At 72.3% G+C, this 16,479-nt stretch carries 18 protein-coding genes and 1 tRNA gene; 5 read left to right on the top strand and 14 right to left on the bottom strand.

What is annotated here, in order from left to right; translation table 11 throughout:
• The first annotated feature begins 101 nt into the window (after positions 1-101).
• Complete coding sequence (locus tag G5V58_RS10890) at positions 102-947, top strand: PAC2 family protein (protein WP_165232235.1); 846 nt, start codon at positions 102-104, stop codon at positions 945-947.
• A gap of 3 nt (positions 948-950) precedes the next feature.
• Here the strand turns inward: G5V58_RS10890 and mshC are convergent, their stop codons facing one another.
• The 4 genes from mshC to G5V58_RS10870 are packed head-to-tail and all read right to left on the bottom strand — an operon-like array spanning position 951 to position 4,359.
• Positions 951-2,192 (bottom strand): cysteine--1-D-myo-inosityl 2-amino-2-deoxy-alpha-D-glucopyranoside ligase, encoded by a 1,242-nt coding sequence (gene mshC, locus G5V58_RS10885; protein WP_165232232.1) that lies wholly within the window; start codon positions 2,190-2,192, stop codon positions 951-953.
• A gap of 34 nt (positions 2,193-2,226) precedes the next feature.
• The gene (locus G5V58_RS10880; RefSeq protein WP_329957566.1) at positions 2,227-3,012 is read right to left on the bottom strand and encodes an SCO1664 family protein; all 786 of its coding nucleotides are present in this window, start codon (positions 3,010-3,012) and stop codon (positions 2,227-2,229) included.
• Positions 3,009-3,593 carry a DUF3090 domain-containing protein gene (locus G5V58_RS10875; RefSeq protein WP_165232229.1) on the bottom strand — a complete coding sequence of 195 codons (585 nt, stop codon included), beginning with the start codon at positions 3,591-3,593 and terminating at the stop codon, positions 3,009-3,011. Before G5V58_RS10875 ends, G5V58_RS10880 begins: the two co-directional genes overlap by 4 nt.
• A gap of 22 nt (positions 3,594-3,615) precedes the next feature.
• Entirely contained in the window at positions 3,616-4,359 is a 744-nt protein-coding gene (locus G5V58_RS10870) for a histidine phosphatase family protein (RefSeq protein WP_165232226.1), read from the bottom strand.
• 32 nt (positions 4,360-4,391) lie between these two features.
• On the opposite strand from G5V58_RS10870, the gene corA reads away from it, so the two are divergent.
• Positions 4,392-5,372 (top strand): magnesium/cobalt transporter CorA, encoded by a 981-nt coding sequence (corA, locus tag G5V58_RS10865; protein ID WP_165232223.1) that lies wholly within the window; start codon positions 4,392-4,394, stop codon positions 5,370-5,372.
• Between the two features lie 4 nt (positions 5,373-5,376).
• Here corA and G5V58_RS10860 read toward each other — a convergent pair whose 3' ends face one another.
• Positions 5,377-6,201, bottom strand: a complete 825-nt coding sequence (locus G5V58_RS10860; protein ID WP_165232220.1) for an undecaprenyl-diphosphate phosphatase — start codon at positions 6,199-6,201, stop codon at positions 5,377-5,379.
• Positions 6,202-6,275: 74 nt separating this feature from the next.
• Between G5V58_RS10860 and G5V58_RS10855 the strand changes: the two genes are divergently transcribed.
• Positions 6,276-7,229: an aldo/keto reductase gene (locus tag G5V58_RS10855; RefSeq protein WP_230487268.1), complete on the top strand. Its 954-nt coding sequence runs from the start codon at positions 6,276-6,278 to the stop codon at positions 7,227-7,229.
• Positions 7,226-7,444 (top strand): DUF5703 family protein, encoded by a 219-nt coding sequence (locus G5V58_RS10850; protein WP_230487267.1) that lies wholly within the window; start codon positions 7,226-7,228, stop codon positions 7,442-7,444. Before G5V58_RS10855 ends, G5V58_RS10850 begins: the two co-directional genes overlap by 4 nt.
• Here G5V58_RS10850 and G5V58_RS10845 read toward each other — a convergent pair whose 3' ends face one another.
• Positions 7,445-8,758, bottom strand: a complete 1,314-nt coding sequence (locus G5V58_RS10845; RefSeq protein ID WP_165232214.1) for a M20/M25/M40 family metallo-hydrolase — start codon at positions 8,756-8,758, stop codon at positions 7,445-7,447.
• Positions 8,759-8,834: 76 nt separating this feature from the next.
• Between G5V58_RS10845 and G5V58_RS10840 the strand changes: the two genes are divergently transcribed.
• A tRNA-Leu gene (locus G5V58_RS10840) sits at positions 8,835-8,922 on the top strand.
• A gap of 77 nt (positions 8,923-8,999) precedes the next feature.
• Here G5V58_RS10840 and G5V58_RS10835 read toward each other — a convergent pair.
• The 8 genes from G5V58_RS10835 to G5V58_RS10800 all read right to left on the bottom strand — a co-directional run bounded on the left by G5V58_RS10835 (position 9,000) and on the right by G5V58_RS10800 (position 16,448).
• Positions 9,000-10,265 (bottom strand): MmgE/PrpD family protein, encoded by a 1,266-nt coding sequence (locus tag G5V58_RS10835; RefSeq protein WP_165232211.1) that lies wholly within the window; start codon positions 10,263-10,265, stop codon positions 9,000-9,002.
• A 62-nt stretch (positions 10,266-10,327) separates the two neighbouring features.
• Positions 10,328-11,332, bottom strand: coding sequence for a LacI family DNA-binding transcriptional regulator (locus tag G5V58_RS10830; RefSeq protein ID WP_165232208.1), 1,005 nt, complete (start codon positions 11,330-11,332; stop codon positions 10,328-10,330).
• Between the two features lie 9 nt (positions 11,333-11,341).
• The gene (locus tag G5V58_RS10825) at positions 11,342-12,004 is read right to left on the bottom strand and encodes an SDR family NAD(P)-dependent oxidoreductase (RefSeq protein ID WP_165232205.1); all 663 of its coding nucleotides are present in this window, start codon (positions 12,002-12,004) and stop codon (positions 11,342-11,344) included.
• The gene (locus G5V58_RS10820) at positions 12,001-12,783 is read right to left on the bottom strand and encodes an HpcH/HpaI aldolase family protein (RefSeq protein ID WP_165232202.1); all 783 of its coding nucleotides are present in this window, start codon (positions 12,781-12,783) and stop codon (positions 12,001-12,003) included. The genes G5V58_RS10825 and G5V58_RS10820 overlap by 4 nt, the downstream gene beginning before the upstream one ends.
• A complete protein-coding gene (locus G5V58_RS10815) occupies positions 12,780-13,865 on the bottom strand; it encodes an ABC transporter substrate-binding protein (protein WP_165232199.1) in 1,086 nt (361 codons plus the stop codon). Before G5V58_RS10815 ends, G5V58_RS10820 begins: the two co-directional genes overlap by 4 nt.
• Positions 13,862-14,722, bottom strand: coding sequence for an ABC transporter permease (locus tag G5V58_RS10810; protein WP_165232196.1), 861 nt, complete (start codon positions 14,720-14,722; stop codon positions 13,862-13,864). Before G5V58_RS10810 ends, G5V58_RS10815 begins: the two co-directional genes overlap by 4 nt.
• Positions 14,719-15,513, bottom strand: a complete 795-nt coding sequence (locus tag G5V58_RS10805; RefSeq protein ID WP_165232193.1) for an ABC transporter ATP-binding protein — start codon at positions 15,511-15,513, stop codon at positions 14,719-14,721. Before G5V58_RS10805 ends, G5V58_RS10810 begins: the two co-directional genes overlap by 4 nt.
• Complete coding sequence (locus G5V58_RS10800) at positions 15,513-16,448, bottom strand: polysaccharide deacetylase family protein (protein WP_165232190.1); 936 nt, start codon at positions 16,446-16,448, stop codon at positions 15,513-15,515. The genes G5V58_RS10805 and G5V58_RS10800 overlap by 1 nt, the downstream gene beginning before the upstream one ends.
• Between the last annotated feature and the right edge of the window lie 31 nt (positions 16,449-16,479).

Genomic DNA, 16,479 nt, shown 5'->3' with positions numbered 1-16,479 from the left:
CCACGCTACGGACCCGCGTCCACCTGGTGGAACGCCTATCCGAATGGTGGCACCGCGCGGCGCCGCGACCCGAATTGACGGCACAGATCTAGACTCGAGGAGTGATTGAGCTCGACGACGTCCACGAGCTGGTGGACCCCGTCGTCATCGCGGCGTTCGAGGGCTGGAACGACGCCGCGGACGCCGCCTCCTCGGCCGTGGACCACCTCATGCGGGTGTGGAACGCGCGGGTCGTCGGGGCCATCGACCCGGACGAGTACTACGACTTCCAGGTCAACCGGCCGCTGGTCGGCACCGACCCCGCCGGCCACCGCAGCGTCACCTGGCCCGGCACCCAGATCGCCATCGCGTCCCCGCCCGACCTGGACCGCGACATCATCCTGCTGCGCGGCATCGAGCCGAACATGAAGTGGCGGCTGTTCTGCGCCGAGCTTCTCGCCGCCTGCGACGACCTGGGCGGCCAGCTCGTGGTCACCCTCGGCGCGCTGCTCGCCGACACCCCGCACACCCGGCCGATCCCCGTCTCCGGCACCGCCACCGAGCCCGAGCTGGTCGACCGGCTCAAGCTGCAGGAGTCGACGTACGAGGGGCCGACCGGCATCGTCGGGGTGCTCCAGGACGCCTGCGGCCGGCTCGACATCCCCGCGGTGTCCTACTGGGCCGCGGTCCCCCACTACGTCGCCCAGCCGCCGTGCCCCAAGGCCACGCTCGCGCTGCTCGGCCAGCTCGAGGACCTGCTCGAGGCCTCGATCCCTCTCGGCGACCTGCCCGAGGACGCCCGCGCGTGGGAGCGCGGCGTCGACGAGCTGGCCGAGGAGGACGAGGACGTCGCGGAGTACGTCCGCTCGCTGGAGGAGACCCGCGACACCACCGAGCTCCCCGAGGCCTCGGGCGAGGCCATCGCCCGGGAGTTCGAGCGCTACCTCAAGCGGCGCCAGGGCGAGTAGCTCCTACAGCGCGAGCCCCAGGGCCGCGTCCAGGACGGCGTGGACCTGCGGCGCCGCGTTCTCGTCGCTGGCGTCGGCCAGGTGACCGGCGACGCCGAGGGTGGCGTCCACCCAGCCCTGGACGGCGGCGACGGCGCGCGGGGCGTCGAGGTCGTCGGCCAGCGCGGCCAGCACCTCGGTGACGACCGGCTCGGCGGGGGCGCCGGCGCCGAGGGCCAGCGCGCGTCGCCAGTCGGCGAGCGTGTCGACGGCCTCCCAGAGCTCGCTGTCCAGCCACTCCCAGTCCGAGCGGACGTGGTGGCGCAGCAGCACCAGGCGGATGGCCATGGGGTCGACGTCGCTGTTGCGCAGCGCCGAGACGAAGACCAGGTTGCCCTTGGACTTCGACATCTTCTCGCCGTCGTAGGCCACCATCCCGGCGTGGCTGTACACCTGGGCGAACGGCCCGGAGGGGTCGGCGACCTGGGCGTGGCCGGCGCACATCTCGTGGTGTGGGAAGACCAGGTCGCTGCCGCCGGCCTGGACGTCGAAAGCCACGCCGAGGGTCTCGTGGCTGATGGCGGCGCACTCGATGTGCCAGCCGGGGCGCCCGGGGCCGAGCGGGCTGTCCCAGGACGGCTCGCCCTCGCGCGGACCGCGCCAGACGACGCAGTCGAGCGGGTCCCTCTTGCCGGGCCGGTCGGGGTCGCCACCGCGCTCACCGAACAGCGCGAGCATCTTCTCGCGGTCGTAGCCGGACTCCTGGCCGAAGGCCGGGTCGGCGGTGACGGAGTAGTAGAGGTCGTCCTCGACCCGGTAGACCGCGCCCTTCTCCTGCAGGCGCTCGATCATGGCCACGGCGAGCGGGATCGACTCGACCGCGCCGATGTAGTGGTCGGGCGGGAGCACGCGCAGGGCCTGCATGTCCTGGCGGAACAGCTCGGTCTCGCGCTCGGCCAGCTCGGTCCAGTCCACGCCGACCTTGGTCGCGCGCTCGAGCAGCGGGTCGTCCACGTCGGTGATGTTCTGGGTGTAGACGACCTCGTGCCCGGCGTTGCGCCACGCGCGGTTGAGCAGGTCGAAGCCGACGTACGTCGCGGCGTGGCCCATGTGCGTGGCGTCGTACGGCGTGATGCCGCAGACGTACATCCGGGCCGGGCCGTCGGGGCGGGTCTCCACCTCGGTCTGCGTCGCGGTGTCGAAGAGCACCACCGGCGGTCCCGCCACGGGGAGCTCAGGGACCTCGGGGGCCGTCCACGCACGCATGCCGGAAGCCTAAGGGTGGGCGGTCACGGCGAGGTCAGAAGGGCGGCCAGGGGATGGCCGGGTAGGAGCCCCGGGGCGCCGGCATGACCGCGCGCTCCACCAGCCGCCGGCACCGGGTCGCCGCCGTCTCGATCTCCAGGTCGGTCAGGTGCGCCGAGAGCGTGTCGCCGAGCGGGCCGGCGAGCGCCTGGCCGACGCGCAGCACCTCCTCGAGGTCCTCCGACGGGATCGCGTAGCCGAGCCAGCCCCACAGCACGGTGCGCAGCTTGTGCTCGACGTGGAAGGTGATGCCGTGGTCGACGCCGTGCCGGTGGCCGTCGGTCATCTCCAGGACGTGGCCGCCCTTGCGGTCGGCGTTGTTGACCACCACGTCGAAGACGGCCATCCGGCGCAGCGGCTCGGTGTCCTCGTGGACCAGCGAGACCGGCAGGTCGCGGCCGTCCACGCCGTCGAAGACGTGCAGGTAGCCCGGGGGCAGCTCGCCCTCGTGGACCAGGGTCACCGCCTCCTGGTCCGGGTCCGGCTCGCGCCACAGCTGGACCATGCCGAGCCCGTGCGGGCCCTCACGCAGCCAGGTCGGCGGCACGACGTCCCAGCCGAGCTCCTCGGAGACGAGGTACGCCGCCACCTCGCGGTCGGCCAGGGTCCCGTCCGGGAAGTCCCAGAGCGGACGCTCGCCCGAGACCGGCTTGTAGACCACCTTGGCCCCGTCGATCTCGCCGAGGAAGGTGGCGTTGGACGCCGGCATGATCCGGCCGTGGAGGACGAGCTCGCCGTCCTGGAGCTCCGCGGTGGGCGCACCGCCGGTCGAGCCGGTCACGAGCCGGTGGGGTCCCGTCGCCGGAAGCCGTTGGCGCGCACGCACAGGTGACCCTCGGGGTCGATCGGGTTGCCGCAGAAGGGGCAGTTCGGCCGCCCCGCCTCCAGCACCTGCTCGGCGCGCTTGACGAAGGCGCGGGCCGCGCCCGCGTCGAGCCGGACCAGGAAGACCTCGTCGGGCTCGGGCTCGGTCAGCTCCTCGTCGAGCTGATCGGGGCTGACCACGGCGGCCTCGGTGTAGGGGAAGACCTCGATGACCACGCGCTCGTCGTCGGGGTCCCAGGACAGCGTCATGGTCCCGGCCCGGAACTCCTCCTCGATCGGCTGCTCCAGCGGGGCGGAGTCCTCCAGCCCCAGCGGGGCGACCGCGGGGACGACCGACTCGGTCGAGTCGCTGGTCATCACCTCGTCGAGGAGCTGGTCGATCCGCTCGCTGAGGGCCGCGACCTGCTGCTTCTCCAGGGACACGCTGGTGATGCGCGCGCCGCTGCGGGCCTGCAGGAAGAAGGTGCGCTGGCCGGGCGGGCCGACGGTGCCGGTGACGAAGCGCTCCGGCGGGTCGAATCCGTGGATCAGCGGCATGCTGACACCTTAGGCAGGCCGGTCACGCGCCCGCGGAGGGACCGGCGCCTCCACCCACGGCGGCGTCCTGCCCGCCGTCCGCAGCGGTCCCGGACCCGGCCTTCTTCCGGGTCCGCTTCGCGGGCGGCGGGGGCTTCAGCCAGGACAGGTCGCCGGCGTGCGTGTTGGTGGCCAGCACGTAGGGCCGGGTCCCGGTGTAGCGCACGATCGACACCGACGCCGGGTCCACCTGGATGCGCTGGAACAGGTCCAGGTGCATGCCCAGGGCGTCGGCCAGCACCGACTTGATGATGTCGCCGTGGCTGACCGCGACCCACACCGAGCCGGGGCCGTGCTCGGCCTCGTGGAGCGCGTCCAGCCGGCGTACGGCGGACACCGAGCGCGCCTGCATCGTCGCCATCGACTCCCCCTCGGGGAAGGCGGCGGCCGACGGCTGCTGCTGGACGGTCTTCCACAGCGGCTCCTTGGCCAGGTCGCGCAGCGAGCGCCCCTGCCAGGTGCCGTAGTCGCACTCGGTGATCCCGCGCTCGGTGGCCGTCGTCGGGGTGCCCTCCTGGGCCTTGAGGATGGCCTTGGCGGTCTGCCGGCACCGCTCGAGCGGGCTGCTGACCACCGCGACCAGCGGGACCACCGCCAGCCGCTCGGCCGTGCGCTGGGCCTGGGCCGTGCCCACGTCGTCGAGCCGCACGCCCGGCGTACGACCGGCCAGGACGCCCGAGGAGTTGGCCGTCGTCCGCCCGTGTCGCACGAGGATCACCGTTGCCACGCCGGGAACAGTACGGGCACTACCGTGGGAGGGTGATCGTCGACAGCGCGCTCTACCGCAAGGGCGAGCGGGTCGAGGTCGACTGCTTCCCGCACGAGTTCGACAAGCTGCGGGCCGGGGTCGAGGAGGCCGGCGACTTCGTCTGGGTCGGGCTCTACAAGCCCAGCGAGGGCGAGCTCGGCGACGTCGCCGCGGCCTTCGGGCTGCACCCGCTGGCCGTCGAGGACGCCCTCAACTCCCACCAGCGGCCCAAGCTCGAGCGCTACGACGACAGCCTGTTCCTTACCCTCAAGACGCTCTGGTACGTCGACGCCGAGGACGCGGTCGAGACCGGGGAGATCAACCTGTTCGCCGGCGCCGACTTCGTCATCACCGTGCGCCACGGCCGCGGCTCGGAGCTGCACTCGGCCCGCAGCCGCCTCGAGGGCCAGGCCGCGGTGCTCGACCACGGGCCGTCCGCGGTCATCTACGCCGTGTGCGACTCCGTGGTCGACGGCTACGTCGAGGTGGTCGACGACCTCCAGGTCGACGTGGACGAGATCGAGACCTCGGTCTTCTCCCCCGCCCGCACCAACGACTCCACCCGCATCTACGTGCTCAAGCGCGAGATCGCCGAGGTCCGGCGCGCGGTGATGCCGCTGCGCGAGCCGATGCGCAAGTTCGCCGACGGGCTGGTCCACGGCGTGACCCGCGACTCCGCGCCGTTCTTCCGCGACGTCTTCGACCACCTCAACCAGGCCGCGGAGGTCGTGGACAGCCTCGACGCGCTGCTCTCCACGGCCTTCGACGCCCACCTGGCGCGGATCACCGTCCAGCAGAACGACGACATGCGCAAGATCTCCGCCGGCGTCGCCCTGGCCGCCGCCCCGACGCTGATCGCGGGCGTCTACGGCATGAACTTCCAGCACATGCCCGAGCTGGGCTGGGAGTTCGGCTACCCGCTCGCGGTGCTGCTGATGTTCGGGATCTCGGGCTTCCTGTGGGTGCTGTTCAAGCGCAGCGGCTGGCTCTAGCCGCTCACGCCGCGATGACGCCGGCGCCGACCAGGATCAGCGTCAGCGCGCCGAGGGCGATGCGGTAGACCACGAACGGCGTGTACGAGCGGGTGGTGACGTAGCGCAGCAGCCACGCGATCGCGGCGTACCCGACGACGAAGGAGACCACCGTGGCCACGATCGTCGGCCCCCAGCCGTAGGGGTTGTCGCCGCCCGGGACGTCCTTGAGCTCGAAGACGCCGGCCCCGATGACCGCCGGGATGGCCAGCAGGAACGCGTAGCGGGTCGCGGCCTCGCGGTCGTAGCCCAGGAAGCGGCCCATGGACAAGGTGGCGCCGGAGCGCGAGACGCCCGGGATGAGGGCCAGCGCCTGGGCCAGCCCCATGAGCACGGCGTGGCGCAGGGTGAGCTGCTTGATGGTGCGGTCGGTGGGCCCGACGCGGTCGGCGACGCCGAGCACGACGCCGAGCACGATGAGGGTCGTCCCGATCAGCCAGAGGCTGCGGAAGTGGGACTCGATGGTGTCCTGGAGCAGCACGCCCAGGACCACGATCGGGAGGGTGCCGAGGATGATGTACCAGCCCATCCGGGCGTCCAGGTGGCCGCGGTACTCCGGCTTGAACAGCGACCGCACCCAGGTGCTCACGATCCGCCAGATGTCGTGGCGGAAGTAGAGGAGCACGGCGAGCTCGGTGCCGATCTGGATGACCGCGGTGAACGCCGCGCCGGGGTCGCCCCAGCCGAACAGCTCGGGGTAGATGCGCAGGTGGGCGCTGCTGGAGATCGGGAGGAACTCCGTCAGCCCCTGGATGACGCCGAGCACCACGGCCTTGAGGAACTCGGACACGGTGGGCCACGCTAGTGCCCCCGGTCCCAGACCGTGTCGCGGGCGCTCCGGGGTGGAGGGCACCTACTAGGTTGGTGGGCGTGCAGCACAGGTCCCTCGGTCGCTCCGGACTCTCGGTCTCGCGGCTCGGCCTGGGGCTGATGACCTGGGGCAACCAGACCGACGAGCACGAGGCGCGCGAGCAGCTGACGGCGTTCGTCGACGCCGGCGGGACGCTGCTCGACACCGCCCACACCTACGCCGGCGGCGCCTCCGAGGAGCTGCTCGGCCGGCTGCTCGGCACGGTCGTGGACCGCAACGACGTGGTCGTCGCCACCAAGGCCGGCGTCGGGATGCGGCGCGGCCAGCGGGTCATGGACACCTCGCGCGGCTACCTGCTGCGCTGCCTGGACGAGTCGCTGCGGCGTCTCCAGCTCGACTCGGTCGACCTGTGGCAGGTGCACGTGTGGTCCGACGCCACCCCGGTCGAGGAGACGCTGTCGGCCCTGGACACCGCGGTGTCGTCCGGGCGCGCGGCGTACGTCGGCGTGTCGAACTGGTCCGGCTGGCGCACCGCCCAGGCCGCGACCTGGCAGCAGGCCCTCGGCCGGGCGCCGCTGGTCTCGACCCAGGTGGAGTACTCCCTGCTCAACCGCGGCATCGAGCACGAGGTCGTCCCGGCCGCGCAGGAGCTGGGCCTCGGCATCCTGCCCTGGTCGCCGCTGGGGCGTGGGGTGCTGACCGGCAAGTACCGCTCCGGCACGCCGGCCGACTCCCGCGGCGCCTCGGAGATGTCGCAGTGGGTCGACGGCTACCGCGACGAGAGCTCGTCGTACGTCGTGGAGGCGGTGGTCAAGGCGGCCGACGGGCTCGGCTGGAAGCCGCCGGAGGTCGCGATCGCCTGGGTGCGCGACCGGCCCGGCGTCACCGCGCCCATCGTCGGCGCCCGGACCGCGGGCCAGCTGCGCCAGGTGCTCGCCGTGGAGCAGCGCACCCTGCCTCCGGAGCTGATGGAGGCCCTCGACGACGCGTCCGCGGAGCGCCGGTGAGCAACCGGCACGCGGCGCGCCTGGGGCGCGGGGTCGAGTGGGAGTTCGACAAGGTCACCTTCAGCCGCGAGTTCTCGCGCAACGTGGTGACCAAGCTGCTGGTCGAGCGCGCCGAGCACGGCGGCTGGGAGCTCGACCGGGTCCGGATCACCGCCGACGGCACCCGCCGGGTCATCCTGCGGCGCCGGATCATCCGGGCCGTGCGGACCGCCTAGTCAGATCTCCTCGAGGAACCGGTCCATGACCCGGACGCCGAACTCCAGCGCGTCGGTCGGGACCCGCTCGTCGACGCCGTGGAACAGCGCGGTGAAGTCCAGGTCGGCGGGCAGCCGCAGCGGCGCGAAGCCGTAGGAGCGCATCCCGAGCTTGCGGAAGTGCTTGGCGTCGGTGCCCCCGCTCATGAGGTACGGCGCCACGACGGCCCCGGGGTCCTCGGCCAGCAGGCTGCGGTGCATCGCGTCGACCAGCTCGCCGTCGTACGGCGTCTCCCAGGGCTGCTGGTCGGAGAGGTACTCCACGTCGATCCCGTCGCCCAGCAGCTCGCGCAGGGTGTCGCGGAACTCGTCCTCGTAGCCGGGCAGGCTGCGCGCGTCGACGTGCGCAGTGGCCTCGGTCGGCACGACGTTCACCTTGTAGCCGGCGCCGAGCATCGTCGGGTTGACGGTGTTGCTCAGCACGGCGCCGAGCATCCGGCTGGCGCCGCCGAACTCACCGACCAGCTCGCGGGCGTTCTCCGGGGTCACCTCGGTGCCGGCCAGGTCCGCGACCACCCCGAGCAGCACCTGCATGGTGGGCGTCAGCCGCACCGGCCACTCGTGGGCGCCCAGTCGGGCCACCGCCGCGGTGATCCGGGTGACCGCGTTGTCCGGGTTGATCATCGAGCCGTGGCCCGCCGTCCCCCGGGCCGTGAGCTTCATCCAGGCCATGCCCTTCTCGGCCGCCTCGATGAGGTAGATCCGCTGGTCGCGCACCGTGGTGCTGAAGCCACCGACCTCGCCCACCGCCGCGGTGACGCCCTCGAACTCCTCACGGTGCTCGTTGACCAGCACCTCCGCGCCGCGGTGGCCGCCCGCCTCCTCGTCGGCGGTGAAGCACAGCACCACCGGCCGCGACGGCACCCGGCCCTCGCGCTGGCGCTGGCGCACCACGGCCAGCAGCATCGCGTCGAAGTCCTTCATGTCCACCGCGCCGCGGCCCCACAGGTAGCCATCCTCGACCTCGCCCGCGAACGGGTCGTGGCGCCAGTCCGAGGCCTCGGCCGGCACCACGTCGAGGTGGCCGTGGAGCAGCAGCCCCTCGCCCTCCTCGCCGCCCCACCGGGCCATGACCGACGTACGGCCGGGCTCGGACTCGTAGGTCCGGGTCTCGATCCCGACCTCCTCGAGCAGCGCCGCCACGTGCTCCGCCGCCTTGCGCTCCCCCGGCCCCGAGTCGTCCCCGAAGTTGCTGGTGTCGATGCGGATCAGGTCGCGGCACAGCTCGACGACCTCCGCCTCCCCGGCGCTCTGCTCCGCGCTCTGGTCAGCCATGGCCCGAGCATGTCACGGACCCCCTCCCGCGATGCGGGGACGGGGGCCGGCGTTTGCTATCGTTCCCGGCGCACTCGTCCGGGTGGCGGAATTGGCAGACGCGCTAGCTTGAGGTGCTAGTGCCCGTATAGGGCGTGGGGGTTCAAGTCCCCCCTCGGACACCAGGAACAGCACACGACCGGTGCTCGCCGACCCCCTCGGGGCCGGCTCAGCCGCTCGGTCCACCGCGAGCGGGGCCGGCTCAGGCCGGCGCGATCAGGGAGCGCAGCCAGTCACCCGCGGTGACGTCACCACGCACGCCGGAGAGCGTGCGGGTCGCCTCGCCGACGAAGCCCGGAGCCACTCCCGTGGTGAGCCGGCCGGCCTTGTCGAGGACGTCGGCCTCGCTCAGCGGCCGGTCCGGGCTGCCCTTCGCGCTCAGGCACGTCTCGGTGCGCACACCGCCGCCGACCAGGTGCACGGTGACGCGGGCCGCCCGGTCGTGGGGTGGCGCCGGCAGGGGCTGGAGGGGGCCCAAGGACGTCGCAGTGCGGAGGGCGGCCACGGCCGGGTGGTGCAGGAGCTCCGCGCCGAACACGTCCGGGTCTGCTCGCCCGGCGACGAGCACCGCGGCGACCGCGTGGGGGACGGAGAACTTCCCGGCCAGCACGGTCTGCGGTGCGGTTCCTTCGAGGGCCAGGGCGAGCGGGTGGGTCTCGACCGCGACCTCGCGGACGTCCTCGGGCCGCACCGTCGCTGCGAGGGCGAGGGCCGCCTCGATGGCGGCGTGTGCGTACTGACAGGCCGCGTAGGTCTTGTGGTACGCCGCCAGGACGGCCCAGTCGGTGTCGGGCAGGGCGTCCACGAACGGCGTGCGAGGAGCCAGCACGTCCAGCAGGGCGCCTGCGTCGGCCCCGAGACCCGCACCGGCCGCGTCCGCGGCCAGGAACCCTTGCTGGGCGCCCGCCCCGGCCCACACGTTGCGGACCAGGAGCCCCCGCGTGGCGTGCTGGAAGGGACCCCGGGCACCGAGGGTGATCGCGGCGTCGCCGGCCGCCAGCACAGCGGCGGAGCTCCGGGTGCGCAGCCAGGTCACCGCGGCAGCGGCACCGACGGGCGCCAGGGCGGCGTGGGGGTGGAGCTCGAGGGCCGGCGCCGGGGGGAACGCCTCGGCCACCGCAGCGGCCAGCTCGTAGCCGACCACGAGAGCGGACAGGAGGTCGTCGACGCGGGCGCCGGTGGCCTCCGCCTCCGCGAGCGCGGCCGGGACGGCGTACAGCCCGCCGTGGCACGGCGCGGGGCGGTACCCGCCGTCGAGCTCGTCCCAGCCGATCGCGACCGCGTTGGCCGCGGCCGCCCGCTCCCGGGACCCCCGGCCGCCGGCCAGCACCGTCGCCTCGCCGCCGGTCCGGTGACCGGTTCGGTGTGCGAACGCCGAGACCTCCGGGTGGGCCGTGGCCGCGAGCCCGCCGGCGAGGTCGTCGACCAGCACCAGGGTGGCCTTGCGGCGTACCGCAGGATCGGCCAACGGATCACGCCGCAGACGGTCCGCCAAGCGGGAGCGCCACCGGGACCAGGAGCCCTCGAGGCTCACCGGCGTCCCGGACCGACGCTGGACTCTCGGACCACCAGCTCGGTCGGGACGAGGTGGTCCGGTACCGGCTGGCCCTCGATCGCGCTGCGGACGGACTCGAAGGCGAGCCGACCCATGGCGTCGAGGTCGGCACGGACGCTGGTCAGGGGGACGAGCAGCTCGCCGCTGATGGCGATGTCGTTGTAGCCCACGACCGCGACGTCGCGGCCGGGCTGGAGTCCGTGCCGAGCCAGCGTCGACATCGCGCCGATCGCCGCGAAGTCGTTGACGGCGAAGACCGCGTCCGGCTTCTCCTCGTGGCTGAGGATCTCCTCCATGGTCGCCTGACCGGCCTCGAGGTCGAAGCCCGAGTGCCGCACCGTCACCTCGTGCGGCCCTCCGGACTCGGCCAGGCCCGCCAGGAAGCCCTCGGTCCGCTCCGTCGCCGTGCTCGCGTACTCCGGTCCGGCCAGCACGGCGACCCGGTGGGCCCCGGAGTCGCCCACGTGGCGACCAGCCAGTCGACCGCCGCCGACGTCGTCGCTGACGACGAAGGGGATGCCGGCGGTACGCCTGCTCGCCAGGACCAGGGGGGTGCCGGCCGCGTGGATCGCGAGCAGCTCGGGATCGGTGAGCCGGGCGTCGGCGACCACGATGCCGTCGACGCGTTGCTCGACGAAGCGTCGGATCCCCTCGGCGCGGTTCTCCTGGACGTCCCGGGTGCTCGCCACCAGCGACATGAACCCGGCTCGGGCCGCGGCCTGCTCGAACGACTCGAAGACCGTCGCCAGCACAGCGTCGGTGATGCGCGGCACCAGCATCCCCAGGACGTTGGTCCGCCCGCTGCGCAGGCTCGCGGCCCAGCGGTTCGCGGTGTAGCCCACCTCCGCGGCGTAGCTGAGGACCCGCTCCGCGGTCTCCGGCCGCACCCGGTGCCGGTCGCCGCGCAGGATGCGCGACACCGTCGAGGCGTGCACACCGGTCGCGGCGGCGACGTCGCGCAGAGTCACTGGGGTCGGCACGCAGGGCTCCTAGCTCAGGTGGCTTCCGCCGTTGACGTCGAACGTCATGCCGGTGACGCTCGCGCACGACTCGGAGAGCAGGAAGAGCACGATGTCGGCGATCTCCTGCGGCTCGGACACACGAGGCAGCGGCATCGCGGCCAGCAGCCCGGCCCGCTGCTCGGCGGTGAGCCGGTCGTGCACGCGGGTCCGGACGGGGCCCGGGGCGATCGCGTTGACGCGGACGCCGTGCGGACCCCAGTGCTTGGCGGCGTGCCGTGCGAGCCCGAGGACGCCGGCCTTGGCGCTGGCGTAGGCCACGCCCGACATGGTCGTCCCGCCGTCGCGGGCGTTCAGGCTGCTCATCAGCACCACCGCGCCGCCCCCGGCCTCGGCCATGCGTGGCACGACCTCGTTGGTCACCACGAAGGCCGAGGTCAGGTTGGCCCGGATCACCCGGTCCCAGTCGGACAGCTCCACCTCGCCGAGCCCGCCCCGGCCCACCACGCCGGCGATGTGGGCCACCCTGGTCGGGGTCGGGACGGACTCGACGAACTCGCGGACCGCGGCCGGATCGGCCGCGTCCACGCCGAGCTCGAGGTCCAGCACGTCGACACGCTCTCCTGTCGAGCGCGCCTTGTCCACGATCGCCGCGCCGATGCCCTGCGCTCCGCCGGTCACCAGCAGGCTCACGAGGCGCCTCCGCGCAACCCGGCGATGGCCTGCTGGTAGGCGTCACTCAGGAGCATCTCGGGCTGGGAGAAGACGACGAAGGAGACGCCGCGCGCCATCCACTCGTGCGCCTCCTCGACGCTGTAGGCCAGCACCCCGGGCGTCACTCCGGCGGCGAGCGCCCGCTCCACGACGTCGTACGACGCGGCGACCACGTCCGGGTGCCACGGGGCGTAGCCCAGCCCCATGTCGAGGGACAGGTCGGCGCGGCCGAGCATGACCACGTCGATACCCGAGGCCAGGATCGCGTCGAGCTCCTCGACCCCGCGACGGGTCTCGACCAGCCCGATCGTGAGGACGTTGCGCTCGGCCCAGGCGAGGTACTCACCGAAGTCCCGGCGCGCCGTTCCGTGGCCGGCGGCACGCGTGGCGGAACAGACCGTACGCCGCCCGCGCGGTGGGTAGTGCGCCGCGTCGACCACGGCCCGGGCCTGCTCCCCCGACTCCAGGACGGGCACGAGGACCCCTCCGGCTCCCGTGTCGAGCGCCCAGAGGATCTCCTTGCGCTCGGCGTGCCGCACCCGGACGATCGGCGTGCAGCCTGCCGACTGGGCACCGCGCACCATCGCCAGCACCGACTGCTCGTCGGCCGCCGCGTGCTCGCTGTCGATGACGAGGAAGTCGTAGCCGCAGCGACCGAGGATCTCCCCCACCGCCGGCTCCTGGAGGAGCGTGAGGCTGCCGAAGGCAGGCCGGCCCTCCTCCAGGGCGGCGACCACCTTGTTGGCCGAGCCGATCACGGGACCTGCAGGGGCTGCACGGTGGAGCAGTCACGCTCGGAGTCGACGGTGCCGACCTCCTCCAGGGCGGCCTTGACGACCGAGTCGTCGTACCACTCGTCGGTGTCCGGCATCTCCTCGATGACGCCGTTGTCCACCAGCCAGGCACCGTCGTCCGCGGTGGCCCGCTCGGTGTCGACCTCGCCGTTCGGGTTCTGGTAGGGCCACTGGTCGGTCCCGTAGAGCGCGTCGACGGTCTCGACGGGCACCTGGGTGTTGTCCGCGATGATCTTGACGACCTCGTCCCTGTTGGCTGGGTCCTGGAAGTACCGCACGCCCTTGAGCCAGCCGGCCATCCACTTCGCGGCCACCTCGGGGCGCTTGTCGATGAAGTCCTGCGACATCGAGATCACGCCCTGCTGGTTGTCCGGGACGATCTCGTACGTCGCGAGCATGCGCTCGGCGTCGCCGTCGGCCATCAGCCCGTAGGCGATGGGCTCGGTCATGAAGCCGGCGTCCACGGCGCCGGTCTTGAGCGCGTTGGCGATGTCGGGGTAGCCGAGCGTCGTCAGCCCGCCGAGGTCGTCGATGGTCAGTCCCTCGTCCTCGAGGGCCCGGCTCAGCCAGTACTCGGTCGACGAGCCCCGGGCCAGGATCGCGACCTTCTTGCCCTTCAGGTCCGCCACCGTCTCGAGCCCGGCCTCCTTGGCCTTGGTGCCGACCAGCAGGATGCTGTCGGAGGAGCACGTGTACTGGTTGCGGTCGGCGACGGCCTTGAGCTCCAGGTTCTGGTTGATGGCGTTGTAGAACGCGCCACCCAGGCCCGGGATGTTGACGTCGAGCTTGCCCTGGCTCTGCAGCGCGAGCTGGGCGTAGATGTCGGAGTCGGTGTAGGAGTTCTCGACGCCCTCCTCCTCGAAGAACCCCTTGTCCTCCGCCACGAACATCGGCGCCAGGGCCACGATGGGCAGGGTGTTCACGGTGACCTTCTGCATCCCGTCACCCGAGGCGGAGTCGTCGTCACCGGAGTCGCTGCCGCAAGCCGTCACGGCCAGGGCGAACCCGGCCACGAGGAACGCGGACAGGGCCTTCTTCGGGGTCATCGCGTGCTTCCTTCCGTCCAGTTGAAGAAGCGACGCTGCACTCGCAGCGTCACCGTGGTGAGGGCGAATCCCATGGCCGCGATGACCGCGAGCGTCGCGTACATGTTGCTGATCTGGTACACCTGCCAGTACTGCCAGGTGAGCGAGCCGATGCCGTCGGAGCCGGCGAGGAACTCACCGGCGATGACACCGAGCAGCGCGAGGCCGGCCGAGAGGCGGATGCCTGCGAAGATCGACGGGAGCGCGCCGGGCAGCACGACCTTCCACAGGATCTGGGCGCGGGAGGCGCCCATGTTGCGGGCCATGAGCACGAGGCGTTGGTCGTTCTGCTGGACGCCCGCCATGGCGTTCACCGCCGAGGGGAAGAACGAGATGATCCCGCCGAGCACGATGATCGGCGTACCGCCGGTGCCGAAGATGACGAGCAGGAGCGGCAGGATCGCCACGGCCGGGATCGGGTAGAGGATCGCGATCACCGGGTCGAGGACCACCTTGAGCCACGGGACCAGGCCCATCATGATCCCGACGACGACGGCCGGGACGACACCCAGAGCGAATCCGGCCAGGATCCGCTGCACGGTGATCCAGATGTTGGAGAGCAGGTCTCCGTCGGCCAGGAGGTCCTTCAGGGCCACGGCGCAGTCCCACGGCGCCGGGAAGAAGGTCTCGTCGATCAGCCCTGCTCGCGATCCGAGCTGCCACACGGCGAGGATCACCACGACCGGGACCAGGCTGCCGGCGGGGCTCGCCATGAAGCGGAACGCACGGCTCGGCCCCCTGGTGCCGCGTCGGCTCGGTCCGTAGACGACGGCTGGTGCGGCCGCCTCGGTCGGCGCAGGGGTGGACGTCGCGCTCATGCCGACACCTCCTCGGCCTCGGCCCATTCCGCGGCCAGCGTCGCGTCGCGCAGCCGCTCCCACAGGTGGGTCTTGAGCTCGGCGAAGCGGGGGTCCTCGGTCGTGGCCGTACCGCGGGGCCGGGCGAAGGGGACGCGGAGATCCTCGACGACCTTCGTGGGGCGGCCGCTCAGGACCAGGACCCGGTCGGCGAGGAGCAGCGCCTCCTCGATGCCGTGGGTGATGAAGAGCACCGTCTTCTGGTGCTTCTCCCAGACGTCGAGGAGCTCCTCCTGGAGCAGGGTCCGGGTCTGGGCGTCCACTGCCGCGAACGGCTCGTCCATCAGCAGGACCTCGGGGTCACTGGCCAGGGCGCGCGCGATGCCTGCGCGCTGGCGCATGCCACCCGAGAGCTGCTGCGGCCGCGACTTGGCGAAGGCCTCGATGCCCATCGTCTCGAGGTGCTCCAGGGCGACCGCTCGCCGCTTGCGCCTGGGCACGCCGCGCAGCTCGAGAGCGATGGCGACGTTGTCCACGATCGTGCGCCACGGGATGAGGGCGTAGTCCTGCCAGACGATGGAGGTCATCTCGCCCTGGGCGCTGCGCCGACCTGAGAACCGAACGGCCCCGGAGTCGGGAGCGTGCAGCCCGCCGAGCATGCCGAGCAGCGTGCTCTTGCCGCAGCCGCTCGGGCCGATGATGCAGACGAACTCCCCCTCCTCGATCGTGGCCGACAGCCCGTCGACGACGGGCAGCGGCGCCCCTTCGGGCGTCCGGTAGGACTTGCTGATCCGGTCGATCTCGACGCGCATCAGTCGTCACCTCCAAGCGTGGGAAGGTCGGAGTAGTGGTCGCTCCACCACTGGGCGATGTCGCGTCGGCGGGCGAACCAGACGGCGCCGGTCGACTGGCACCACTCGATGAGCTCGGCGAGCGCGGAGGTCCGGCCCGCCTGGCCGACCAGTCGCGCGTGGAGCCCGACCGAGATCATCTTGGGGTGCGTCTCCCCCTCCTCGATGAGGTAGGAGATCCCCCTGCGGACGTTCTCGAGGAAGTCCCCGGGCTGGGAGTAGCCAGGGTTGAAGGCGAAGCGGCCGTCGTTGTAGGTGTGGGTGTACGGCACCACCAGGTGCCGCTGGCCGCTGACGGAGGTCCAGTACGGCAGGTCGTCGTTGTAGGCGTCGGAGTCGTAGAGGAACCCGCCCTGGTCGACGAGGATCCGGCGCGTGTGCTCCGACGGGGCGTAGCGGGAGTACCAGCCGACCGGCCGCTCACCTGTGGTCCGCTCCAGGCTCTCGACGGCGCGGAGCACCTGGTCGCGCTCCTCCTCCGGAGTCATGGACGCGGGCTCCACCCAGCGCAGCCCGTGCGAGCAGACCTCGTGGCCGGCCGGCACGATGGCGCGTGCGACCTCGAGGTTGCGTTCGAGGGCCTGGGCGGCCGCGAAGAAGGTCACCGGGACCTGGGTCCGGTCGAAGAGCCGCATCAGTCGCCAGATGCCGGCCCGGCTGCCGTACTCGTAGACCGACTCCTGCGACAGGTCACGCCGGCTGGCGTCCGCCGGGGTGTAGGCGATCTCGCCCACCCACTCGTTGCGGTCGTCGCCGTCGAGGATGCTGTGCTCGGCCCCCTCCTCGTAGTTGAGGCAGAGACTCACCGCGACCTTCGCGCCGCCGGGCCACTCGATGGCGGGCGCGTCGCGGCCGTAGCCGATGAAGTCCCGGGTCTGCTGTCGGACGGTGCTCACCTTCGACCTCTCTTCTCCTGCTCCGGACGGT

Origin of the sequence: Nocardioides anomalus (assembly GCF_011046535.1) — a bacterium.
Lineage (GTDB): Bacteria > Actinomycetota > Actinomycetes > Propionibacteriales > Nocardioidaceae > Nocardioides > Nocardioides anomalus.
The sequence above is the reverse complement of the archived record's forward strand: the minus strand, read 5'-3'. Positions and strand labels throughout refer to the sequence as shown.